The 24482-nt window shown below is 43.3% G+C and carries 22 protein-coding genes and 3 rRNA genes; 8 read left to right on the top strand and 17 right to left on the bottom strand.

Annotated elements, in window-relative coordinates:
* Positions 1-257 precede the first annotated feature (257 nt).
* The 3 genes from rrf to ACMVDV_RS14205 form a co-directional block, all read right to left on the bottom strand.
* A 5S ribosomal RNA gene (gene rrf, locus ACMVDV_RS14215) occupies positions 258-372 on the bottom strand.
* Positions 373-508: 136 nt separating this feature from the next.
* Positions 509-3393, bottom strand: a 23S ribosomal RNA gene (locus ACMVDV_RS14210).
* Between the two features lie 440 nt (positions 3394-3833).
* Positions 3834-5375 (bottom strand): 16S ribosomal RNA (locus ACMVDV_RS14205).
* Together the 16S, 23S and 5S rRNA genes form the textbook arrangement of a ribosomal RNA operon.
* A 588-nt stretch (positions 5376-5963) precedes the next feature.
* On the opposite strand from ACMVDV_RS14205, the gene ACMVDV_RS14200 reads away from it, so the two are divergent.
* The gene (locus ACMVDV_RS14200) at positions 5964-6497 is read left to right on the top strand and encodes a gamma carbonic anhydrase family protein (RefSeq protein ID WP_416158568.1); all 534 of its coding nucleotides are present in this window, start codon (positions 5964-5966) and stop codon (positions 6495-6497) included.
* Here ACMVDV_RS14200 and ACMVDV_RS14195 read toward each other — a convergent pair.
* Positions 6494-6748, bottom strand: a complete 255-nt coding sequence (locus tag ACMVDV_RS14195) for a DUF1488 domain-containing protein (RefSeq protein ID WP_304178281.1) — start codon at positions 6746-6748, stop codon at positions 6494-6496. The genes ACMVDV_RS14200 and ACMVDV_RS14195 overlap by 4 nt on opposite strands.
* Positions 6745-7569, bottom strand: a complete 825-nt coding sequence (aroE, locus tag ACMVDV_RS14190; protein ID WP_416158567.1) for a shikimate dehydrogenase — start codon at positions 7567-7569, stop codon at positions 6745-6747. Before aroE ends, ACMVDV_RS14195 begins: the two co-directional genes overlap by 4 nt.
* A 66-nt stretch (positions 7570-7635) precedes the next feature.
* Here aroE and ACMVDV_RS14185 point away from each other — a divergent pair, with 66 nt between their 5' ends.
* Both ACMVDV_RS14185 and ACMVDV_RS14180 read left to right on the top strand, forming a co-directional pair.
* Positions 7636-8064, top strand: a complete 429-nt coding sequence (locus ACMVDV_RS14185; RefSeq protein WP_416158566.1) for a group II truncated hemoglobin — start codon at positions 7636-7638, stop codon at positions 8062-8064.
* Between the two features lie 99 nt (positions 8065-8163).
* Complete coding sequence (locus ACMVDV_RS14180) at positions 8164-9765, top strand: methyl-accepting chemotaxis protein (protein ID WP_416158565.1); 1602 nt, start codon at positions 8164-8166, stop codon at positions 9763-9765.
* Positions 9766-9815: 50 nt separating this feature from the next.
* Here the strand turns inward: ACMVDV_RS14180 and hemF are convergent, their stop codons facing one another.
* The 6 genes from hemF to ACMVDV_RS14150 form a co-directional block, all read right to left on the bottom strand.
* Positions 9816-10733 (bottom strand): oxygen-dependent coproporphyrinogen oxidase, encoded by a 918-nt coding sequence (hemF, locus tag ACMVDV_RS14175; protein WP_304178274.1) that lies wholly within the window; start codon positions 10731-10733, stop codon positions 9816-9818.
* Between the two features lie 2 nt (positions 10734-10735).
* Positions 10736-11302 carry an L-threonylcarbamoyladenylate synthase gene (locus ACMVDV_RS14170; protein ID WP_304178272.1) on the bottom strand — a complete coding sequence of 189 codons (567 nt, stop codon included), beginning with the start codon at positions 11300-11302 and terminating at the stop codon, positions 10736-10738.
* A 33-nt stretch (positions 11303-11335) separates the two neighbouring features.
* Positions 11336-11908 carry a type I DNA topoisomerase gene (locus ACMVDV_RS14165; protein ID WP_304178270.1) on the bottom strand — a complete coding sequence of 191 codons (573 nt, stop codon included), beginning with the start codon at positions 11906-11908 and terminating at the stop codon, positions 11336-11338.
* A 73-nt stretch (positions 11909-11981) separates the two neighbouring features.
* Entirely contained in the window at positions 11982-12455 is a 474-nt protein-coding gene (locus ACMVDV_RS14160) for a DUF494 family protein (RefSeq protein WP_304178268.1), read from the bottom strand.
* A 31-nt stretch (positions 12456-12486) separates the two neighbouring features.
* Positions 12487-13569, bottom strand: coding sequence for a DNA-processing protein DprA (gene dprA / locus ACMVDV_RS14155; protein ID WP_416158564.1), 1083 nt, complete (start codon positions 13567-13569; stop codon positions 12487-12489).
* 29 nt (positions 13570-13598) lie between these two features.
* On the bottom strand, positions 13599-14720 hold the full coding sequence (locus tag ACMVDV_RS14150) for a LysM peptidoglycan-binding domain-containing protein (protein WP_416158563.1): 1122 nt from the start codon (positions 14718-14720) through the stop codon (positions 13599-13601).
* Between the two features lie 118 nt (positions 14721-14838).
* On the opposite strand from ACMVDV_RS14150, the gene def reads away from it, so the two are divergent.
* From def to ACMVDV_RS14125, 5 genes are all read left to right on the top strand, one after another.
* Positions 14839-15345: a peptide deformylase gene (gene def, locus ACMVDV_RS14145; RefSeq protein WP_304178264.1), complete on the top strand. Its 507-nt coding sequence runs from the start codon at positions 14839-14841 to the stop codon at positions 15343-15345.
* Between the two features lie 26 nt (positions 15346-15371).
* Complete coding sequence (fmt, locus tag ACMVDV_RS14140) at positions 15372-16325, top strand: methionyl-tRNA formyltransferase (RefSeq protein WP_416158562.1); 954 nt, start codon at positions 15372-15374, stop codon at positions 16323-16325.
* On the top strand, positions 16318-17607 hold the full coding sequence (gene rsmB / locus ACMVDV_RS14135; protein ID WP_304178261.1) for a 16S rRNA (cytosine(967)-C(5))-methyltransferase RsmB: 1290 nt from the start codon (positions 16318-16320) through the stop codon (positions 17605-17607). Before fmt ends, rsmB begins: the two co-directional genes overlap by 8 nt.
* A 17-nt stretch (positions 17608-17624) precedes the next feature.
* Positions 17625-19001 carry a Trk system potassium transporter TrkA gene (trkA, locus tag ACMVDV_RS14130; RefSeq protein WP_304178259.1) on the top strand — a complete coding sequence of 459 codons (1377 nt, stop codon included), beginning with the start codon at positions 17625-17627 and terminating at the stop codon, positions 18999-19001.
* 200 nt (positions 19002-19201) lie between these two features.
* Positions 19202-21352 carry a TonB-dependent siderophore receptor gene (locus ACMVDV_RS14125; protein WP_416158561.1) on the top strand — a complete coding sequence of 717 codons (2151 nt, stop codon included), beginning with the start codon at positions 19202-19204 and terminating at the stop codon, positions 21350-21352.
* A 77-nt stretch (positions 21353-21429) separates the two neighbouring features.
* On the opposite strand, the gene ACMVDV_RS14120 is transcribed toward ACMVDV_RS14125, so the two are convergent.
* The 6 genes from ACMVDV_RS14120 to ACMVDV_RS14095 all read right to left on the bottom strand — a co-directional run bounded on the left by ACMVDV_RS14120 (position 21430) and on the right by ACMVDV_RS14095 (position 24407).
* Positions 21430-21645 carry an EF-hand domain-containing protein gene (locus ACMVDV_RS14120; protein ID WP_416158560.1) on the bottom strand — a complete coding sequence of 72 codons (216 nt, stop codon included), beginning with the start codon at positions 21643-21645 and terminating at the stop codon, positions 21430-21432.
* A 68-nt stretch (positions 21646-21713) separates the two neighbouring features.
* The gene (locus ACMVDV_RS14115; protein WP_016710402.1) at positions 21714-21926 is read right to left on the bottom strand and encodes a calmodulin; all 213 of its coding nucleotides are present in this window, start codon (positions 21924-21926) and stop codon (positions 21714-21716) included.
* A gap of 505 nt (positions 21927-22431) precedes the next feature.
* On the bottom strand, positions 22432-22902 hold the full coding sequence (locus ACMVDV_RS14110) for an OsmC family protein (protein WP_416158559.1): 471 nt from the start codon (positions 22900-22902) through the stop codon (positions 22432-22434).
* A gap of 14 nt (positions 22903-22916) precedes the next feature.
* A complete protein-coding gene (locus ACMVDV_RS14105; protein ID WP_304178251.1) occupies positions 22917-23336 on the bottom strand; it encodes a GNAT family N-acetyltransferase in 420 nt (139 codons plus the stop codon).
* A gap of 88 nt (positions 23337-23424) precedes the next feature.
* Positions 23425-24018: a DUF998 domain-containing protein gene (locus tag ACMVDV_RS14100; RefSeq protein ID WP_416158558.1), complete on the bottom strand. Its 594-nt coding sequence runs from the start codon at positions 24016-24018 to the stop codon at positions 23425-23427.
* A 176-nt stretch (positions 24019-24194) separates the two neighbouring features.
* A complete protein-coding gene (locus ACMVDV_RS14095) occupies positions 24195-24407 on the bottom strand; it encodes a calmodulin (protein ID WP_304178247.1) in 213 nt (70 codons plus the stop codon).
* Positions 24408-24482: the final 75 nt, after the last annotated feature.

Raw genomic sequence — 24482 nt, 5'->3', positions numbered from 1 at the left:
CATAAAAGCCCGACTATTGCTAGTCGGGCTTTCTCAATTTGGAGCCTGGCGATGACGTAGTGCCCACAGCGGTAGAGAGCCACATAACAAATGCGGCACTCTCATCACGCTGTTTCGTTTCACTACTGAGCTCGATATGCTAGGTGTGTTTTGTCGGACACTTACGTAATGACCGCCTAGCAAACTAGGACCTAGCATCTTTCTTTTAAACAACAAAAAACCCGTTACATCGCTGTAACGGGTTTCTTTAATTTGGAGCCTGGCAATGTCCTACTTTCACATAACAAATGCTACACTATCATCGGCGCTGTTTCGTTTCACTACTGAGTTCGGCATGGGGTCAGGTGGGTCCAAAACGCTATTGTCACCAAGCAAATTTGGTTGTCAGTCCGTATTACTACGCACTAACTAAAATTTGGAATTTCTGATAATAAAGTTTTCAGTAAATCTACTTTAGTTATATTAACTTCTTCGCTTAAACTGTCGCATAAAACGCGTTTGGCGTTGTATGGTTAAGCCTCACGGGTAATTAGTACAAGTTAGCTTAACATATCACTATGCTTCCACATCTTGCCTATCAACGTTGTAGTCTTCAACGGCCCTTCAGAGACTTTAAAAGTCTAGTGAGAACTCATCTCGAGGCCTGCTTCGCGCTTAGATGCTTTCAGCGCTTATCAGTTCCGAACGTAGCTACCGGGCAATGCCATTGGCATGACAACCCGAACACCAGCGGTTCGTTCACTCCGGTCCTCTCGTACTAGGAGCAACCCCTCTCAATTCTCAAACGCCCACGGCAGATAGGGACCGAACTGTCTCACGACGTTCTAAACCCAGCTCGCGTACCACTTTAAATGGCGAACAGCCATACCCTTGGGACCGACTTCAGCCCCAGGATGTGATGAGCCGACATCGAGGTGCCAAACACCGCCGTCGATATGAACTCTTGGGCGGTATCAGCCTGTTATCCCCGGAGTACCTTTTATCCGTTGAGCGATGGCCCTTCCATTCAGAACCACCGGATCACTATGACCTACTTTCGTACCTGCTCGACGTGTCTGTCTCGCAGTTAAGCTGGCTTCTACCATTACACTAACCGTACGATGTCCGACCGTACTTAGCCAACCTTCGTGCTCCTCCGTTACTCTTTGGGAGGAGACCGCCCCAGTCAAACTACCCACCAGGCACTGTCCGTAACCCCGATCCAGGGGCCAACGTTAGAACATCAAAACTACAAGGGTGGTATTTCAAGGACGACTCCAACAAAACTAGCGTCTCATCTTCTAAGTCTCCCACCTATCCTACACATGTAGGTTCAATGTTCAGTGCCAAGCTGTAGTAAAGGTTCACGGGGTCTTTCCGTCTAGCCGCGGGTACACAGCATCTTCACTGCGATTTCAATTTCACTGAGTCTCGGGTGGAGACAGCGTGGCCATGGTTACACCATTCGTGCAGGTCGGAACTTACCCGACAAGGAATTTCGCTACCTTAGGACCGTTATAGTTACGGCCGCCGTTTACCGGGGCTTCGATCAAGAGCTTCTCCGAAGATAACCCCATCAATTAACCTTCCGGCACCGGGCAGGTGTCACACCGTATACGTCATCTTGCGATTTTGCACAGTGCTGTGTTTTTAATAAACAGTCCCAGCCACCTGGTCACTGCGGCTCCAATCAGCTTAGAGAGCAAGTCTCATCACCAATCGGAGCGTACCTTCTCCCGAAGTTACGGTACGATTTTGCCTAGTTCCTTCACCCGAGTTCTCTCAAGCGCCTTAGTATTCTCTACCTGACCACCTGTGTCGGTTTGGGGTACGATTCGGTATAATCTGAAGCTTAGAGGCTTTTCCTGGAAGTATGGCATCAGCAACTTCATCACCTTAGTGACTCGTCTCGTGTCTCAGCCTAACAGCAACCCGGATTTACCTAAGTCACTAGCCTACTCACTTTCACATGGACTACCAACGCCATGCTTGCTTAGCCTGCTCCGTCCCCCCATCGCAATTATACCAAGTACGGAAATATTAATCCGTTTCCCATCGACTACGCCTTTCGGCCTCGCCTTAGGGGTCGACTTACCCTACCCTGATTAACATGGGATAGGAACCCTTGGTCTTCCGGCGTGCGGGTTTTTCACCCGCATTATCGTTACTCATGTCAGCATTCGCACTTCTGATACGTCCAGCATACCTCCCGGTACACCTTCAACCGCTTACAGAACGCTCCCCTACCACTCATCCTAAGATGAATCCGCAGCTTCGGTGCATAGTTTAGCCCCGTTACATCTTCCGCGCAGACCGACTCGACCAGTGAGCTATTACGCTTTCTTTAAAGGATGGCTGCTTCTAAGCCAACCTCCTGGCTGTCTGGGCCTTTCCACATCGTTTCCCACTTAACTATGACTTTGGGACCTTAGCTGGCGGTCTGGGTTGTTTCCCTCTTCACGACGGACGTTAGCACCCGCCGTGTGTCTCCCGGATAGTACTTTACGGTATTCGGAGTTTGCAAAGGGTTGGTAAGTCGGGATGACCCCCTAGCCTTAACAGTGCTCTACCCCCGTAAGTATTCGTCCGAGGCTCTACCTAAATAGATTTCGGGGAGAACCAGCTATCTCCCGGTTTGATTAGCCTTTCACTCCTAGCCACAGGTCATCCCCTAACTTTTCAACGTTAGTGGGTTCGGTCCTCCAGTTGATGTTACTCAACCTTCAACCTGCCCATGGCTAGATCACCGGGTTTCGGGTCTATACCTTGCAACTATTCGCCCAGTTAAGACTCGGTTTCCCTACGGCTACCCTAATCGGTTAACCTCGCTACAAAATATAAGTCGCTGACCCATTATACAAAAGGTACGCAGTCACAGAACAAGTCTGCTCCTACTGCTTGTACGTACACGGTTTCAGGTTCTATTTCACTCCCCTCACAGGGGTTCTTTTCGCCTTTCCCTCACGGTACTGGTTCACTATCGGTCAGTTGGGAGTATTTAGCCTTAGATGATGGTCCACCTATATTCAGTCAAAGTTTCACGTGCTCCGACCTACTCGATTTCACTTAAAATGCCTTTTCATGTACGGGACTATCACCCTGTATCGTGGCGCTTTCCAGCGCCTTCCATTAACACATAATAAGCTTAAGGGCTGTTCCGGTTTCGCTCGCCGCTACTTCCGGAATCTCGGTTGATTTCTTTTCCTACGGGTACTTAGATGTTTCAGTTCTCCGCGTTCGCCTCGTTAACCTATGTATTCAGTTAACGATACCTGCAAGCAGGTGGGTTTCCCCATTCGGAAATCCTAGTCTCAAGTGCTTTTTACTAGCTTGACTAGGCTTATCGCAAGTTAATACGTCCTTCATCGCCTCCAACTGCCAAGGCATCCACCGTGTACGCTTAGTCACTTAACCATACAACCCAAACGGGTCTTGCTTGGTCTTTGTTACTTATGCTGCCTTGCTTTCTATTTTTGCTTGGTTACATAACACGTTATGCGCCCAGCGACAAAAATATCAGCGGCGTTGCCTAAGCATCAAATCCACGTCGCAATACTAAACCCTAAAGTTTAGTTATACGTTAGTGACAGTTTAACTTCGCCAGAAGTTAATATTGAATACTAAAGTAGATACCAATCAACAAACGTAAAACGTTCATTAAATGGCACTGAATGATACTGCTATCATTCTTTTTTACTTTTGAAAACTCTGTATAAATACAAATGTATTCATACGAATTTTATTATCAGCTTTTCCAAATTTTTAAAGAGCATATTAATTAGTTAAACCCACTGGGCAAAACTAATTAACAATCATCTGTGTGGACACTACGAACAAATAAGTTCTAAATCGTATAAGGAGGTGATCCAGCCCCAGGTTCCCCTAGGGCTACCTTGTTACGACTTCACCCCAGTCATGAATCACTCCGTGGTAAACGTCCTCCCTAAGGTTAGACTATCTACTTCTGGAGCAACCCACTCCCATGGTGTGACGGGCGGTGTGTACAAGGCCCGGGAACGTATTCACCGCGTCATTCTGATACGCGATTACTAGCGATTCCGACTTCATGGAGTCGAGTTGCAGACTCCAATCCGGACTACGACGCACTTTAAGTGATTCGCTTACTCTCGCGAGTTCGCAGCACTCTGTATGCGCCATTGTAGCACGTGTGTAGCCCTACACGTAAGGGCCATGATGACTTGACGTCGTCCCCACCTTCCTCCGGTTTATCACCGGCAGTCTCCTTAGAGTTCTCAGCATTACCTGCTAGCAACTAAGGATAGGGGTTGCGCTCGTTGCGGGACTTAACCCAACATCTCACAACACGAGCTGACGACAGCCATGCAGCACCTGTATCTGAGTTCCCGAAGGCACCAAACTATCTCTAGTAAGTTCTCAGTATGTCAAGTGTAGGTAAGGTTCTTCGCGTTGCATCGAATTAAACCACATGCTCCACCGCTTGTGCGGGCCCCCGTCAATTCATTTGAGTTTTAACCTTGCGGCCGTACTCCCCAGGCGGTCTACTTAATGCGTTAGCTTTGAAAAACAAGTCCGAGGACCCGAGCTTCTAGTAGACATCGTTTACGGCGTGGACTACCAGGGTATCTAATCCTGTTTGCTCCCCACGCTTTCGTACATGAGCGTCAGTGTTGACCCAGGTGGCTGCCTTCGCCATCGGTATTCCTTCAGATCTCTACGCATTTCACCGCTACACCTGAAATTCTACCACCCTCTATCACACTCTAGTTTGCCAGTTCGAAATGCAGTTCCCAGGTTGAGCCCAGGGCTTTCACATCTCGCTTAACAAACCGCCTGCGTACGCTTTACGCCCAGTAATTCCGATTAACGCTCGCACCCTCCGTATTACCGCGGCTGCTGGCACGGAGTTAGCCGGTGCTTCTTCTGTAAGTAACGTCACAGATGTGCTCTATTAAAACACACCCTTTCCTCCTTACTGAAAGTGCTTTACAACCCGAAGGCCTTCTTCACACACGCGGCATGGCTGCATCAGGCTTGCGCCCATTGTGCAATATTCCCCACTGCTGCCTCCCGTAGGAGTCTGGGCCGTGTCTCAGTCCCAGTGTGGCTGATCATCCTCTCAAACCAGCTAGGGATCGTCGCCTTGGTAAGCCATTACCTTACCAACTAGCTAATCCCACTTGGGCTAATCTCTTGGCGTGAGGCCCGAAGGTCCCCCACTTTGGTCCGTAGACATCATGCGGTATTAGCAGTCGTTTCCAACTGTTGTCCCCCACCAAAAGGCATATTCCCAAGCATTACTCACCCGTCCGCCGCTCGTCAGCAAAGGTGCAAGCACCTCTCTGTTACCGCTCGACTTGCATGTGTTAGGCCTGCCGCCAGCGTTCAATCTGAGCCATGATCAAACTCTTCAATTAAAAGTTTTTTCTGTCCCGAAGGACATGCTCAATGAATTCTGAATTATTTGTTTTTGTTGCCAAAAACGAATTGACTGTGCTGCAATAAATAAATTTATTGCTGTTGGTCACTCAGTTTCAATTGAGACTCTAAATTTGTTTGCATCCCTACCTAAGTAGTTTTGCTGTTAGAACTCAATCTGTACGAGTGCCCACACAGATGATTGCTTTATATTGTTAAAGAACGTTGCGGTTAAAGTTAAACTTTATCTCGCTAGGGCTGCGCATAATACGCTTTCCTATTTTTTTGTCAACACTTAAATTTAAACTTTCTAAAAATCTGAACTCAAGTTTTACTCGACTTACTAAGTAGCTCATGCCCCGCTATGCGTTGCGCTCTGCCGTCTCAGTGGGGTCGCATTATAGGGCGCGGCGGATTTTACGCAAGCGTTTTTTGAAGAAAACTTCAAATAAAGTGCTGTTCGTCTGTTTTACGAGCTAAAGGCATCAAAAGCGATAGTTTTCTGAACAAAGCAGCTCCCCTCTGGCCATTTTATAGGCTCTGCTGGTACACTCGTATTACTTACTCCAATATTTTTAGGTGCTCGAATGACAATCCGCTCTTATAAAGGAATGACTCCTACCTTTAATCAATCAGTCTATGTTGATGAGTCTGCCGTTTTAGTCGGTAATATTACTTTGGGAGACAACAGTAGTATATGGCCTCTAGTTGCTGCCCGTGGTGATGTTAACTATATACGAATTGGAGAGCGTACAAATATACAAGATGGCAGCGTATTGCATCTAACTCGTGCCAGTAAAAGTAATCCCGATGGCTATCCATTAATTATTGGTGACGATGTAACCGTAGGGCATAAAGTGATGCTACATGGTTGTCGCTTAGGGAACCGTATATTAGTAGGTATGGGTGCCATAGTGATGGATAACGCTATTGTAGAAGATGATGTGATCATCGGTGGAGGTTCTCTTGTGCCACCTAATAAACGTTTAGAATCTGGTTTTTTATACGTTGGCAGCCCAGTAAAACAAGCTAGACCCTTAACAGAGCAAGAGCTTAGCTTTTTAAAAATATCAGCAACTAATTATGTTGAGCTTAAAGATGAATATTTAGCTGAGGATTAACTCAGCACTGAAACAATGATTTGTCCTGCCGAGTTATACGCTTCATCTTCGATTTGTTGCTCGGCAAGTTCTTCATAATCAAAGCGCAGCATGTCAAAATGCTGCTTTGCTGATTCAATATCTGAAATAGCTAAGCTTTGCGTATCAATAATGCATTCCACCATTAAACCGTTCACTTGCGCGTAAAAGGTTAAAAGCTGAGCTTGCGCATTAAACTCCATGCGATCTATAAATTGAATCGCTTGGTTCATTTCAGCTCTCCTGATTTTAATGCTTTAACCACGGGCAGAATTTCAGGCATTTTGTTGCGCCATACAAAATAGGCTTGTGCTGCTTGGCCAACTAGCATACCGCTACCATCTAATACTTTAATATCCGCTTTATAATCCTGCGCCCATTGCATAAACAGTGTGTTTTGCTGTGAGTAAAACATATCATAAACGTAATTACAGCTATCTAAGTGCTGTTGTTTTAATGCCGGTAACTCTCCGAGCATGCTGCTAGATGTTGAATTAACAATCAGTGAGTAATCACTTACGGGTAAATCATCAAATCCGAAGCCTGTCACTTCGCCATATTGTGCAAACAGCTGAGCTAATGCTTTTGCTTTTGCCGCTGTGCGGTTAACTATAATTATTTCAAGGGGTTGTTGCGCCAACAAAGGGAGTACAACACCACGCGCAGCACCACCAGCACCGATAAGTAAAATTCGCTTATCTTTTATAGTCACGTTATTTGCAAGTAAATCATTCACAAAGCCAATACCATCGGTGTTATCACCCAATAAACGGCCATCGTCTAATAACTTTATTGTATTCACAGCCCCTGCAATGGTTGCCAATTCGGTGCGCTCAGCAACGAGATCAAATGCTTGCTCTTTAAATGGCACAGTAACATTAGCCCCTTTCCCGCCGTTGGCAAAAAACTCAGTCAGCGCTTTTTTAAAGTCATCAATCGGTGCTAATATTGCGCTGTATTCAATTTGTTCACCTAGTGAGGTTGCAAATTGCGTATGTATCGCGGGTGATTTTGAGTGTTTGATGGGATTTCCAAAAACCGCATATTTGTCCATATTCGAGCAACCTCTTTGTGCAGTAATCTACCTCGTACATTACTGCTTATTAACGATGATAACTTTATGATTAAACGACTTTTCTCAAAATCGAAGCAACCAGAAGCACCAACACCAGAAAAAACCCCATACCAAATTATGGGTGGCGAACAAGGCGCGCGCGCCCTAGCCAATAGATTCTACGACATAATGGCAAGCGATGAATACGCCAAACCGTTATATGATATGCATCCTCAACCATTGGATCGTATTCGCCAAGTGTTTTTTGAGTTTTTATCTGGCTGGTTAGGTGGTCCAGACTTGTTTGTTGAAAAACATGGTCACCCTATGCTGCGTAAACGCCATATGCCATTTCCGATCGATCAGGACTTACGTGATCAATGGATGTACTGCATGAATAAAGCGTTAGACGCGGAAATTGATAATCCCTTATTACGAGAAGGGTTACGTAAATCTTTGGCGCAACTTGCCAGTCATATGATCAATCAGTCCTAGCACGGCTCTTTAACTGCACGCTATTTGCGCTAAGTCAAAACGACCTTTTTTTAAATATAGATAATACGTGATCAAATATTTAGAAAAAGCGTCGTGCGTGTGAAATCAATCCAACATAAAATTTATGCCCTATTAGCCCTAACAGGCATTATTGTGTTAATTGCCAGTATCCTTAGTAGCTCAAGCCAACAACGAACGCTTGCGCAAGACACAGTTGCAGAAAATATTAAGCTTCTTGCTGATAACTACTTTGACTCTATTAACACTTTAATGCTCACAGGCACCATGGCAAATAGAGAGCTATTAAGCCAAAAGCTACGCAAACACCCAAATATTGAAGATGCGCATATTATTCGCTCCCCACTTGTTAATAAACTTTATGGGCCTGGCAATAAAAATCAAGCACCCAACAACGATATCGAACGCGAGGCCTTAAAAGGCAAGGAAACATTGCTAATTGATCAGCAAAATAACAGCCGCAGCATGACTTACCTACGCCCGATGTTTGCCAGTAGCGATTATAAAGGCACTAATTGCCTTGGCTGTCATCAAGTACAAGAAGGTGATGTACTCGGCGTAGTTAAAATTAGTTACTCATTAGCTGATATTGATAACACTGTGACTTACAACACCCTAGTAAATACCGCATTACTCTCTATTATTTTTATTATTGCTTTTGTATTACTGGGCATTATGTTTAGACAAATTTTTATTGTCCGCCTTAAAAAGCTTGGTCATGCTATGCATTTAGCTACAACCAACAAAGATTTGAGCCTGCGAATTGACGATAGCGCGGAAGATGAACTGGGTTGGCTCGCCACCAGCTTTAATAAGATGATCGCCACCTTTAAAGATAATATTGCTCAAGTATCCCATTCATCAAAAGTATTGATCCACTCCGCAGAAAAAATTTATACCTCAGCGGATACTACTGAGCGCGCTATTTTAGAGCAAAAGAAAAATACAGACTCCGTAGCTGCAGCTATAAATGAACTAGAGAGCTCCTCTAATGAAGTAAAAAACACCACCCACTTTGCCTCTGAAAAATCAGAAAACAGTAATGAACTGGCACAACAAAGTATGCATGTTGCTGAACAAACCGAACTCAGTATTAATCAATTGGCAGACGATGTTCGCCAAGCTGCAGCGCAAGTAAGTCAACTACAAGTACAAACACTTGAGGTAGGAAAAGTACTCGAAGTGATTAGCAGTATTGCTGAACAGACCAATTTGTTAGCTCTTAATGCTGCGATTGAAGCCGCACGCGCAGGTGAAGCTGGGCGGGGCTTTGCTGTGGTGGCTGATGAAGTACGTACGTTGGCAACTCGTACCCATGCATCCACTGATGAAATTCGTCGCACAATCGACAAGCTACAATCCGAAGCAGCGCAAACGGTTAAAACCATGGGTGAATCGTGTGAGGAAGCTGATGCTAGAGCGCAACAAGTAAAAAATGTTGCTCAAGCTTTAAAAGATATTTCTATGCAGATGAATGAAATAAATCAACTTAATATTCAAATAGCCGACGCAACAGAACAGCAAAACTTAGCCGCAGAGGAAATAAATAGGAGTGTTATTGGTATTAGTGATAACGCTGAGCGGTCATTAGTGGATGCTAACGATAACCAAAAAGTAAGTGAGGAGCTGTTAAATCTAGCGCGTTCACTGGATGAGCAAGTAAGAAGCTTTAAATTGATGTAATACTTAAAGTTGCCAGTCAATAAAGCAGATATTGACTGGCACACTGCTTTCTATGCTAGCCCTAACCAGTCTCTTGGTTTTAAAAAGTCAGCGTATAGCTTATTTTCAGCACTGCCTTCTTCGGGTGTATAGTTATATTCCCAACGCGCTAGCGGCGGCATCGACATTAATATTGATTCTGTACGTCCGCCACTTTGCAAGCCAAATAAAGTGCCACGATCCCACACTAAGTTAAACTCAACATAACGGCCACGACGATAAAGTTGGAAGTCTCGTTGCTGCTCAGTAAATGGGGTTGCTTTTCTACGTTCAATAATAGGTAAATAAGCACCTAAAAAGCCATTACCTACTGCTTGCATAAAGGCAAAGCTTTGCTCAAACCCGGCTTCATTCAAATCATCAAAGAACAAACCGCCGACACCGCGCGTTTCATCGCGATGTTTAAGGTAAAAATACTCGTCACACCATTTTTTATATTTAGGGTAAACCTCGTCGCCAAACGGCGCGCATAGCTCATGTGCGACTTGATGCCAATGTTGAACATCTTCAAGCACTGGATAAAATGGCGTTAAGTCAAAACCACCACCAAACCACCAAATCGGTTCTTCGCCTGCTTTTTCTGCAATGAAGAAGCGTACATTGGCATGGCTGGTCGGAATATGTGGGTTTTTTGGATGGATCACCAAAGATACGCCGCAAGCATGAAAACTACGACCGGCAAGTTCAGGACGATGCGCTGTTGCCGACGCTGGCATTGAGGCACCAAAGACATGAGAATAATTTACCCCACCTTGCTCTATTACATTGCCATCACGGATCACTCGAGTACGACCGCCACCGCCCTCTGCACGTTGCCAATTGTCTTCTACAAATTGCGCTTGACCGTCGGCTTGTTCTAAACCTTGGCAAATTGTATCTTGCAGGGCCATAAGGTAGGTTTTTACTTGCTCTAGTAAATTACTGTGCATGTTTATCCTCTAAATACTTTGCCTGTCATGGCATCTTTAATGGTGCTTGGCTGAGTGTTACCACCGAGTGCTGCATCAACATAAAACGCCACTTGTTGGCCAAACTCTGTTTTCGCCATTGTAATACTGGTCACGGTGTCTTGCCCTGATAAATTCGCACTGGTAGATACTAGCGGTTTACCAAACTGTTGGCATAACTGCTTTACCGTTGGATGGTTTGTGACTCGTACGGCAATTGTATCAAACTGGCCTGTTAGCCATTTTGGCGTGTTTTTAGCGGCAGGCATCACCCATGTTATAGCGCCAGGCCACTGCGAAAAAATATCGGCACGCTTATCCATGGGAATTTTTGCGTCATCAACGTACTTTAATAATTGCCCGTAGTTATCAGCAATTAAAATCAGGCCTTTTTCTACTGGGCGCTGTTTTATTGCCAACAAGCGCTCGACCGCGTGTTGATTATCAGGGTCGCAACCTAAACCATAAACGGCTTCTGTAGGATAAACAATAACGCCACCTTGCTCTAACGCAGCAACGGCAGTCACAGGAACTGAGGTTGAATCAGTCACAAAAAATCTCCAATACTAATAATAAGCGGGTAATTATTGATCGACAGTGAGTTTATGCGAACAACTTTTCTGCGGGCATTGTAACACAACACGATTGGTCATTTGCTTTTGCATCATCACCGGCCACTGACATGCTGGGCAAGTATGTGCAATGGGTTTAAAGTTCAACGTATATTTGCAACTTGGGTAGCTGTTGCATGAATAAAAGGTTTTACCAAATTTATTACTACGCGCGACCAACTGGCCTTTTTTACATTTAGGGCAAGCAGGCAGGACTTCTTCATTAGGCTCGGGCTCATCATGCGCAATATAGTGACAATTGGGATAATCCGTACAGCCGATAAACATGCCATAACGACCACTTTTAACCACTAATGGATTGCCGCACTCTGGGCATGGGCTATCCTCTAGCACTTTAATTTGGTGATTATCATGCTGGGCAAGCGAGCGAATAAAGTCACATTTAGGGTAACTTGCACAACCAAGGAAAGGACCTGACTTACTATTACGAATTACAAGCTCTGATCCACATTGCGGGCAGACTTCGTATTCTTTTTCTAAGGCATGTTGGTTTGCAGAGAAAAGCGATTGGTCGATTTTACTCATGTGTTTCCTAAGCAGCTGGCTAATTTTCGCCTAATATACCCAAACTAATTAAAGATACAAGCGCAGCAGAGGCTTAATGTAGCACCTCTGCTGGCTCATCAAAAATAAGCTCTTCCATTTGCGCGTAAGCCTGCTCCGATCCTGGCACATTAAACAATACCATTAGCACGACCCATTTAAGATCATCAAGTGATATATAAGGCTTGTCTAACGCGGATAAACGGTCCATCACCATCTCACGGGTGGCGCTATTGATCACTCCAACTTGCTCAACAAACATTAAAAAACCGCGACACTCAGTACTGAGCATCTGGCATTCGCTGTCAGTAAAAATACGTACTGCATGCTGTGGATGGGCATTTAAGTAAGGAAATTCATCACTGTGCTGTAAGTCAGCAAGCTGCTCAAGCCAATCAAGCGCTTTATATATTTCGGGCTTATTAAAGCCAGCCCGTAATAACTCGTCAGTCAGTTCATTGTGCTCAACAAAGATTTCTGCTTCGCTGTGAATATAGTTTTCAAACAAATACATGAGGATATCGAACATATTACTTTCCTCCAAACTAGTACACTAAAGCTTATCGAATTCTAATATAGCCATCTAATACACGTTCTACCCGATCTTCTAGCTCAAGATCAAGCAAACGAGCTTGTACTTTATCTATTGACCACTGACTACGTTGAGCAATTAAATCGACTGCTGTCACTTCATAACCAACACTGTTGAGTACTTGGCAGTCAACTTCATCAACTGTTAGCTCTTCTATATTATATAGACTGTTTTCACAAAAAAAGCTCACTTCATCGAGAATATCACTGACATTTTCCACCAACTTTGCTCCTTGTTTAATTAAAAAGTGACTGGCTTCGGAGAGTGGGTTTTTTATTGAGCCAGGTACGGCAAACACTTCTTTATTTTGCTCCAACGCATAGCGCACAGTGATAAGCGATCCACTTTTGATTTGCGCCTCAACAATTAATACCCCAAGCGATAAACCAGATATTATACGGTTGCGCCGTGGAAAGTTATTAGCATTTGCGGCCGTGCCGGGCAAAAACTCACTCACCAATAACCCCCGCTCACAAACTTGCTCGGTGAGTAATTTATGCCGTTTAGGATAATCAACATCCACACCGGTCCCTAACACAGCAATGGTATTGCCACTGCCTGCCAACGCCCCCTTGTGAGCGGCACCATCGATACCAAGTGCCATTCCTGAAGTAACCGTGAGCCCTGCTAGAGTCAGTTGATGAGCGAATTCAGCTGCAATTTCCAGCCCGATGGGCGTCGCATTGCGACTGCCAACAATCGCAATTTGCGGGCAATGTAGTAACTCCACATTGCCACGGCAGAACAATAATAAGGGCGCGGCGGCAATTTCTTTCAGTAAAGGCGGATACAGTGGATCAAAATAATCAATTGCGGTTATCTGAGATTGGTTAATTAGCGTTTGGTAATAGTCAACCTGCCGCCAATCTGTGGCGAGTAAATTACTGGCTACCTGCGGACTTAAACCACATTCGATAAGTTGCTTATGAGACAACTTAAATAGAGTATCAAGTGGTTGCTTTTGCGCTAATGCAAGTAGGGTTTTCACCCCTAAACCTTTGCATAAATAAAAGGCAAGCCAATGGCTTAGCTTGCCCGATGAATCTTTCATGCTCCCTCCTTAGAGCACTCAAACCTGAATTAATTTATAACTGCAAAATCACCGACTCGGATTGGGTGCTGGTTTTTTACGATTAAAGCGTAGCTAACGTTGTTATAAACTTTAAATACCATTAACTCACCGACCTTTTCTTTTGGCATATGCCACACTTGCGTGTCTTCATCTGCTTCAACGCCAAAAAATTCGTTGGCGTTTGTTACTAACTTTTCAAGGCTATTTGAATCTTCTTTATAACGCGGACCATTACGACCATCAAAAACCGTCGGTGATTGACGCTCAATATCTAAAATATGGCCTTCTTTAATTGCCTGCTCTGACCCTAAGTTTAGCACTACAATGTCCATTGTGCTGAATTCTCGCAAACCACTTACTGATGCTATGATTGTTCCGTTTACTCGTTGCTCAGGACGATGGATATTAAAATAGGCTGGTAATAACTGCCCATCCATTGCGGGCATTAAAAAATCGGCCGGTTTAATTTCTTGCTTAACCTGTTCAAGTTTAACTGAAGCAGGCACACCATTAGCTACGTCACCCTTTCTAAATACGCGACCCACAGCCACCAACTGCGTATTATTGGCGAGCACTGCATTCGTTTTTGGATCAATAAACTCTTGGCCCTTACGATAAATTGCGTATGCCTCGTGAAGTTCTAAATCACCTTTAACGTAAACAATATGCCCTTCAGTGTTCATTTTAGTATTAACATTGGCACCTAGAATATACGGTTTCTCTGCAATTTCTTTTGCATCAATTGCCTGCTCGTAGGTCAGGTAAGGGCGCAATAATTCAAGTGGTAACGTAGGGATCGCATTTTTACCTTTTGGTGTAATACGACCATGTGGAGAAAGCTTTTTATAGCCAGAATTAACCACCAAACGCGGATTGCCATGCTCATCATAGATCAAAGATAGCGCATCCCCCGGATAAATCAGGTGCGGGTTGTTAATTTGTGGGTTCATTTGCCAAAGTTCAGGCCATTGCCACGGCTCTTGCAAATAAATTCCTGAAATATCCCATAATGTATCGCCTTTTTTTACAACGTATTGTTTAGGCGCATCTTTTTTTATTGTTAATACATCAGCTAACGATGGAAAAGTTACACTTAATGCCAACATTGTCGCAAATAATGGGTATTTCATTGAGCTTCCTTGTGGTGTTTTTTCATTATTATCAACCAAAACCTGTTAAAGGTGAACGCGAATGGCTAAAATAAGAGCATACAATACCCTAAATTAAGCACAAGTGAAAAAGGTTACTATGGCTAGGTTAGAAGTTTTAAGATTTCCAGATGAGCGTTTACGCACTATAGCAAAAGAAGTCACTCAAGTTGACGATCAAGTTCGCCAAATTGTTAAAGACATGCTGGAAACTATGTATGATGAAAACGGCATTGGGTTAGCTGCCACACAAGTCGATATTCATCAACGAATTGTGGTTATTGATGTCTCTGAAGAACGTAATGAGCCATTAGTACTGATCAATCCTACTATCACTAAACAAGATGGTAACACCGTAAGTGAAGAAGGCTGTTTATCGGTACCTCACTCTTATGCAAAAGTTGACCGTGCAGAAACCGTCACTGTGACCGCACTGAACGAACAGGGCGAAGAGTTCAGCTTAGATGCCGATGAGTTATTAGCGATTTGTATTCAACACGAATTAGATCACTTAAAAGGCACATTATTTATCGATTATTTATCGCCACTAAAGCGCCAACGTATCCGTAAAAAGCTTGAAAAAGAAGCTAAGTTAGCAGCGCAATAATACCTTAGTAATAATTAGGAATTTCAGTGACACAACCATTACGCATTATTTTTGCCGGTACGCCCGATTTTGCTGCCCGCCATTTACAGGCTCTAATTGATTCAGAGCATCAAATAGTTGGTGTTTACAGCCAACCAGATCGTCCCGCTGGGCGCGGTAAAAAACTCAAAGCCAGTGAAGTAAAAGAACTTGCTTTACAGCACGATTTACCCGTTTTCCAACCCGCATCATTAAAAAGCGACGACGCACTTAGCGAATTGAGCAGCTTAAATGCCGACATCATGATTGTGGTCGCCTATGGCCTGTTACTGCCTAAAGCTATTTTAGATGCGCCACGGCTTGGTTGTTTAAATGTACATGGCTCAATTTTACCACGCTGGCGTGGCGCTGCACCGATTCAACGCGCAATTTGGGCGGGCGATGAAGAGACCGGCGTCACTATCATGCAAATGGATGAAGGCTTAGATACTGGCGATATGTTACACATCAGCCGCTGCCCTATTGATGCCGCTGAGACCAGCGCTAGTTTATACACTAAGCTTGCCGATTTAGGCCCGGGTGCATTAATCGACACCATTGCTAAACTAGCCAATGGCGAAATTACCCCGCAAGTACAAAATGACGAACTTGCCAATTACGCTAAAAAACTATCGAAAGACGAAGCAAATATTGATTGGTCGATGGACGCGGCGCAAATAGAGCGTAATATCCGCTCATTCAATCCTTGGCCAGTGTGCTTTACACAAATGGGCGACAACACGGTTAAAATCTATCAAGCCAATGTTGTTGAACAACAAGGTAATGCCGGTACTGTGCTACAAAGTGATAAACACGGTATTGTGATTGCCTGCGGGACTAATGCACTGAATATCACTCAACTACAGCCACAAGGCAAAAAGCCAATGGCCATTACTGACTTTTTAAATGGTCGAGCAGACTGGGTAACCCCTGGCACACTAATAGGCGAACACAATGAGTAATGTCAGGGCGCTGGCCGCCGAAACTTTATATAACGTAGTTGATAAAGGCGCGTCACTCAATCAAGAGCTACCGTTTGCAAGCCAAGGTTTATCGCCTAAAGATAAAGCCCTTTTGCAACAAATTTGCTATGGCGTATTGCGTTATTTACCAAGTTTAGATAACTATTGCCAACACTTAGTTGAACAACCGCTTAAAGGCAAGCGCCGTATTTTCCAGTTTTTGCTATATGTTGGTATTTACCAACTACAACATATGCGGGTTCCACCGCATGCTGCCATTAGCGAAACCGTTAATGCCTTAGAACAATTGCGTGCGTTGGGTTTAAAAGGTTTGATCAACGCTATTTTACGTAGTTTTCAACGCCAACAAGCAGAGCTAGAAGAACAAGCCAAGCAAATACCGGTGTGTTTATACAACCACCCAAACTGGTTTATCAAACAAGTAACAGACGCTTATCCTGACTCTTGGCAAGCACTGCTAGAAGCCAATCAGCAACAAGCACCCATGTGGTTGCGAGTTAATCAGGCGCAATATAGCACCGCTGAATATAGCGAAATGCTCACGGCTAATGACATTGAACATACACTAAACCCTGATTTTCCAGATGGTATTAAATTAGATAAGCCACGTGATGTATTCTCGTTGCCAGAATTCGACAGCGGCGCATGTTCAGTACAAGATGCCGCAGCGCAACTTGCAGCACGCTTTTTAGAGCCAAAAGCCGACGAGCATATTTTAGATGCCTGCGCAGCGCCTGGCGGTAAAACGTGTCATATTTTAGAGCTCGCAGATGCCGATGTACTGGCATTGGATAGTGATGCCACTCGCCTTGAACGCGTTAAGCAAAACTTGGTACGTATTGGTTTAGGTGCCGATTTACAATGTGCCGATGCGTCACAGCCACATAAATGGTGGGATGAGCGTCAGTTTGACCGTATATTACTAGATGTGCCCTGCTCGGCAACGGGTGTAATTCGTCGTCATCCAGATATAAAATGGTTACGTCGTGCGTCTGATATTAATGATCTGGCAACATTACAAGGCGATATTTTAAATAGCATTTGGCCTTTATTAAAACCAGGCGGCACGCTAATTTATGCAACCTGCTCAGTATTACCGCAAGAAAACCAGCTGCAAGTAGCTAAGTTTTTAGCAAATAATAACGATGTTGAACATATTCCGCTTCATGATAACGATACCCCAAGCAACCCTGGGCTGCAGTTGCTGCCAGGCGAGAGTGACGGATTTTATTATGCCAAGCTTGTAAAAACACACTCATAAGAAGCTTTTAGTAAACCATGAAAATAATCATACTCGGTGCAGGGCAAGTAGGCGGTACACTCGCTGAAAACCTGGTAGGTGAACAAAACGAAATCACAGTTGTAGATATTGATGGCAACCGATTACGTGAGTTACAAGATAAATACGATCTACAGGGGGTCACAGGCCACAGTGCTCACCCTGATGTATTACGCCGCGCCGGTGCGGAAGACGCCGATATGATCATCGCAGTGACCAGTTCAGATGAAGTGAACATGGTCGCTTGCCAAGTCGCTTATAGTATTTTTAATACACCAACTAAAATTGCCCGAATTCGCTCAGAGCAATACTTAAAGTACCGCGAAAAGCTCTTTCAAAACGATGATTTACCTGTTGATCACTACATTGCACCAGAGCAATTAGTGACTAAGTATATTCGTCGTTTGATTGATTACCCCGGCGCATTACAAGTATTGGAATTCGGTGATGGTATGCTCTCGCTTGTAGCCGTTAAAGCCTACTACGGCGGCTTACTGGTAGGTTATGCACTATCCGCATTAAAAGAGCATATCCCCAACGTTGAAACCCGCGTTGCTGCGATTTATCGCCAAGGTAAAGCCATCAAGCCGCTAGGTACCACAGTCATTGAAGCAGATGATGAAGTATTTTTCCTTGCGGCCACCAAACATATTCGCGCTGTAATGAACGAACTACAAAAACTAGAACGTTCATACAAAAAAATTATGATTGCAGGTGGCGGTAACATCGGTGCTGGGCTTGCTCGCTCCCTTGAGAGAAACCACAGTGTAAAATTACTTGAACGTAATAAAGAACGTGCCGAACAATTATCAGAAGTACTTGATAACACAGTAGTATTTTGTGGTGATGCGTCAGATCAGGAGTTGTTATCAGAAGAACACATCGAGCAAGTTGATGTATTCATCGCGGTAACCAATGACGATGAAGCTAATATTATGTCAGCCATGCTTGCTAAACGCATGGGTGCGCAAAAAACCATGGTACTTATTCAGCGCGGTGCGTACGTAGATTTAGTGCAAGGTGGCGAAATTGATATTGCGATTTCACCACAACAAGCGACCATTTCAGCCTTGTTAACACATGTTCGCCGTGGCGATATTGTTAATGTGTATTCATTGCGTAAAGGCGCAGCAGAAGCCATTGAAGCGGTGGCCCATGGCGACGAACACACCTCTAAAGTTGTCGGCCGGGCAATTGCTGATATTAAGCTGCCTGCAGGTACCACGATTGGCGCGATTGTTCGTAACGATGATGTACTCATTGCTCACGATGATACGGTTATTCACTCGGGCGACCACGTTATTATGTTTTTGATCGATAAAAAACATATTAATGTCGTTGAAAAACTATTCCAAGTTAGCGCTATCTTTTTATAAAAGTCACTACTCACCTTTCGGAACAAGGTTAAAGTATCGAAAGGTGAATTCCCACCCCAAACATGCAAATGAAAATCAATCTCAAAAGCATTTACTTCCGTACCCAAATCCATTACCCTGCTGCTGTTTGATAATCAAGCAGCAACTCTTTCTGTGAAAAGTTAATTTCACCTTATTTAACATTAAATGGATTTCCTCAGATGATGCACCCAGCTTTAAACACGCCTCTTTCTGCTACATATTGCAGCGTTATTAGTATTCTTTTATGTGGACTCTCGGCTAATGCACATGCCGAAGCAAAAACGGACATTGAAAAACTCACCATTGTTGGCGAGCAAAATAGCGGCTATAAGGTCAGCTCAATGAGCTCAGCTACGGGACTAGATTTGTCTCACCTACAAACTCCGCAATCGGTTATCGCGATCACCAGTGAATTTATGGCCGATCAACAATTAAATAGCGCTATTGAAGCCATCACCAGCGTAACGGGCATCAACGCTCGAGAAGCCGACAACGGTAAATATTCAATTTCAGCCCGGGGGATTAGCGTTACCAGTATTTTATATGATGGCATAGCAACAACCTATGATACCCGATTTAATTACGGCGATAACTTAACAGATACCGCGATTTATGAGCGGATTGAAATTGTTCGTGGTGCCACAGGGTTAATGCTTGGTGCAGGTAACCCCTCCGCGGCAATTAATTTAATACGCAAGCGCCCAACCGTACAAAACCAAGTGAAATTCAGTGCATCAGTGGGATCTTGGCAAAATTATCGCGGCGTAATTGATGTATCCGGCAGCTTAAATAACAGCGAAAGTGTGCGTGGTCGTGCCGTGGCCGCCTACCAAGATCAACAGTCATACCAAGATCGTTTCTCGCAAAGTCGCAGTACTTTATATGGCATTATTGAAGCAGATTTAACCGATAATACCCTATTTACTTTCGCCCTTGATACGCAAACAACCACTCCAAAAGGCACTATGTCTGGCGGATTACCTATTTTTTATAGTGATGGCAGCCGCACCAACTACGCCAGAGAGGCATCTACCGCGCCAAGTTGGTCATCATCCAAAACTAAAGCATTAAATAGCTTTATGAAGATTGAGCACTACTTCAATCCTAATTGGCAGCTAAGTGCAAGCTACATCTATGGTAATAACGACTTAGATTACGATGTATTTTGGGCTACTGGTAACCCTGACTCACAAACAAATATCGGCATGGTGCCTGGCTCGTTAAACTATATTGACGCTAAACGCATACAACGCACCTATGAAATAGAGTTAACAGGCCAATTTAATTGGTTTGGGCAAAACCACCAAGTGCTTTTTGGATACAATGATCAACAGCAAGATTTCTCAACGCCCTATTTTGCTGCGCAACAACAAGCCACTGTTATTGGTGACTTTAGCGCAGCAAATTACGACTATCCAAAACCTAACTGGCAAGCCACGCCAGCCTTTGGCTCATATGGTACCACGCAGCAAAGTGCCCTTTACTTTGCCACTCAGCTTAACTTAACCAATGATTTATCGGTTATTTTAGGTAGCCGCTTAAACCAATGGCAAACGGCGCAAGATAACTTTGGTAGCGTGCATGATTATGAATTAGATAATGAACTGACTAATTACTTCGGCACCACGTATGCGATTAATCAGAGTTGGGCGCTGTACGGCAATTACACTGATATATTCACACCACAAAGCCGTGTTGACGAAAATGGCAATTACTTAGCGCCAATTCAAGGTAAAAATTATGAAGTGGGGATCAAGGCTTCACTGCTAAATGAGCGCTTAGAGCTGTCATTGTCTGGTTTTGAAATCCATCAAGATAACTGGGGGGAATATACTGGTGAAACCATTGCAGATACTTTACAGGCAATTTACCAACCGATTGACGGCACGGTTACTGAAGGCTTTGAGTTCGAGCTCAATGGCGCATTAAGCGATGCTTGGAATGCTTATTTCGGTTATACCCACAGTGAAGGTGAGCAACCCGATGGCACACCTTTAAATACCACCAATCCAAAAGATCAGTTTAAATTATTCACCAGTTATCAATTAAGCGATAGCTTACAGGGAGTAACAATCGGCGGTGGTTATCGCTGGCAAAGTCGCAGCTACGATGAGGTAAAAAACCCCGTATTTGGCACGGTTGAAGTTGCACAAAAAGCTTATGGTGTAGCCAGTTTAATGGCAAGCTATCAGATTAATCAGCAAATGGCCGTGAGCTTAAATGTCGATAACTTATTTGATAAAACGTATTACAGCCAAATCGGTTTTTACAACCAGTATCGCTACGGCAGCCCGCGAAAATTGTCACTGCAGTTTGACTACAGTTTATAACCAGCCACAGTCAAGTTAACCAAAAAAAGCAGCTTAATTAAGCTGCTTTTTTGTGGAGGAGTATTATTGCTATCCGTTTATTGTACTTTGGCAAACTCTTCTTTTGATAATTCACCGTTGCTATCCGTATCTAAATCAGCAAATATTTCAACTAGCTGTGCATTCACTGATGCTTCTTTTTGGCTGATCACGCCATCGCCATTGGTATCAAAAGTATCAAAACTAACTGCTGCAAACGCAGTTGATGAAGCCGCAAGGGCAAAAATTGCAAGTGCTGTATTAATATGTTTCATAGTGTTATTCCTAATAATTTAAAATGAGAGAAATCCTTTTCAGAGATCCCTGTTTGTGGAAACTGAAATTACGCTTTTGAAAATTCTTCTTTTGATAACTCACCATTTTGGTCAGTATCAAGTTCAGTAAATTTAGCCGAAAGAGCTGCATCAACAGATGCTTCTTGCTGGCTAATTGCGCCATTGCCATCAACATCTAATGTATCAAAGTCAGTACCAGCAAATGCTGCAGAAGAAGATGCCAATGCGATAAGTGCTAATGTTTTATTTAATGTGTTCATAATAAATATTCCTTCAAAGTTTATGGTGGTGAACTTAAGTGATAATCACCGTTTCGTTCAAGACAACTAGAGTATTACAACTTCGATGCCAACAATTTATTACCATTAAAAATCATACTGTTACATTATATTTTGATGTTTTCGAGGAATTTAGAAGGAATATTCTGTTGCAGTTTAACAACACACTTTACGCGTTAATTTATAAGCTCATATAAATCAAATGGTTAAGAATTATAAAAATGACACAACTCAAGAAATAATGCTGATAATAGCGGCTTTTTCAAAGACGACCTCCCTAACCGCAACTGAACAGATATTTTAACTGATAAAAGCTAAATATTTTTCATAGATTAACAATCTGAATTGTAAGGGAAAATTAAATTTATTTTGGTAAGTAAAAAATAAAAACGCAGTTAGTTTGTGAAAATTCGTGTTTTGTTGCCATTGTGCGAAACAATAGCAACGACATTGCAGTTTTAACGCTCTGGGTATGCTTACAATTTAATTAAGCACCAACAATCTCAATCACAATCTCTGTTTTCACCGAATTGGCGATAAAACATAACTCATGAGCCTGATGGTGCATTTCTTCTAATTGCTCTGCACTCGGTTGCTCATTACTAGCAAACTTCACACAGGGCTTTAAAGTTACTTGAGTCATCGACATACGCCCATCACTTGCGCGCTGCATCAAACCAATCGCGTCATCTTGATAGCTATCAACCGTAAATTTATTTTTTGCCGCAATAGATAAAAAGAACAGCATATGACAGCTAGATAGCGAAGCAATAAACGCTTCTTCTGGATCAACATTTGCGGCAACCGAATACGGTAATGGCACTATATCGGGAGAAGAAGATGCAGCAACCCTTGCCCCGCCATCAAATTGCCACTGGTGAGCTCGGCTATATTTATTATCAATAAACAACTCTTCTGCTTGGCGAGACCAGACAACACTTGCTACATATTCAGACATTGAAATTTTTCATCCTAAGTAAATTTACACATCCCACAGCCCAACATTTTATCCGGCCTACTAAAATATCCGTAACGAGCATAAAAAGATTCTTTACCTTTAGCTGAGAGTAGTCCGATGGTTGCACCTTTTTTTGCTGCCCCAGCCAAATACATTTCTATATTATCCATAATCAACGCACCAATACCTTGCCTTTGAAAGTCAGGATCGACAACAACATCTTGGATATAAAAAAATAAACCACCATCACCTATTACACGACCCATACCAACAAGTAGCCCCTCCTGTCGGATCACTACATGAAATAACGAGTTGTTTAAACTAGTATTTGCCAGATCAGCGTTGACTTTACCCCAACCGACCTTCTCTCTTAATAAACAAAATTCTTCTAAAGATGGACATCTCAGTTCCACGTTATAGCTAACACTTTTCACTAAGCCTAATCTCCGTCATTCAATATTTGATTCACCTTTGCTTAAGCGTTTTACAAAGCAACACTTACTGTTGAAATCTAACATTAAATTAAAGCACCAACGAAAATGCACTCAACCACAACAACTGAACACCATAAGATAATCGTTGATAAGTGCCTACACTGCCTTTTTGCTTAAATGCTTGCGTCAACAAAACTAAAAAGTAACAGGTAATACACACACACAAAATTGAAAAAAGCCGAAATGAAATACTGGTATATGAACTTACAGCAACAAGAATTGGCGCAATCAGCAAAGACATCAGCATTACCAAGCCAGCCCAAGAGTGAATTCGACAACTCAAAGTCGGTGTTTTTGTTTGAGGATCGCCATCCATTGGGAAGTACCCAGCAAACCAAGTAGCGACACCGTGGCTTATAGTTAACCAACCGACTAACGCAATTAATAGAGGGGCATTTTCCAGCTGCAATACATACCAGCCAAATAAACAAAACAATAAACCAAGTGGGTAGTTATTAATAATAGGAGAGAGTTTTTCTGTGGGACTGCCAGCAGCGCCGAGCTCGCTGCAAAATTGCTTGGTATGGCTATAGTTTGGATAACACCTACCAGCGATATACACCCCAACAACAATCCAGATACTGGCAATTAATGCAGAGTATAAGCCAAGGTAACTTAACATAATCAACGTCCATGCTTGAATTAAGAGCTTGATAATAAGCTGATTTAGTTAAACTGTAAACTAGATGCCTTGTTATGCGTAATACCCAGACAGAAAAAAGCAGCCCGGGGGTATTGGCTGCTTTTGAACGTAATCAATGTAAAATCCTTTTAGATTCCTTGTGCGCGAAGCTTTAATTACGCGTTTGCGAACTCTTCTTTTGAAAGCTCACCGTTGCCGTCAGTATCAAGCTCAGCAAATTTACTCATAAGCTCTGCATCTACTGATGCTTCGCTTTGGCTGATTGCGCCGTTACCATCAACATCTAGCGTATCAAAATCGGTAGCAGCAAACGCCGCTGATGAAGATGCTAGTGCAATTAGTGCTAATGTTTTATTTAATTTGTTCATAATTAATATTCCTTCAATGTACTATCAAAAAATTGGTTTCAATACTGACTTTCAACGCGAGCAAAGCCTTCCTTG

This window comes from Pseudoalteromonas sp. ASV78 (assembly GCF_047806705.1).
Lineage (GTDB): Bacteria > Pseudomonadota > Gammaproteobacteria > Enterobacterales > Alteromonadaceae > Pseudoalteromonas > Pseudoalteromonas prydzensis_A.
Note: the sequence above shows the minus strand (reverse complement) of the source record. Positions and strands in the feature narration are given on the sequence as shown.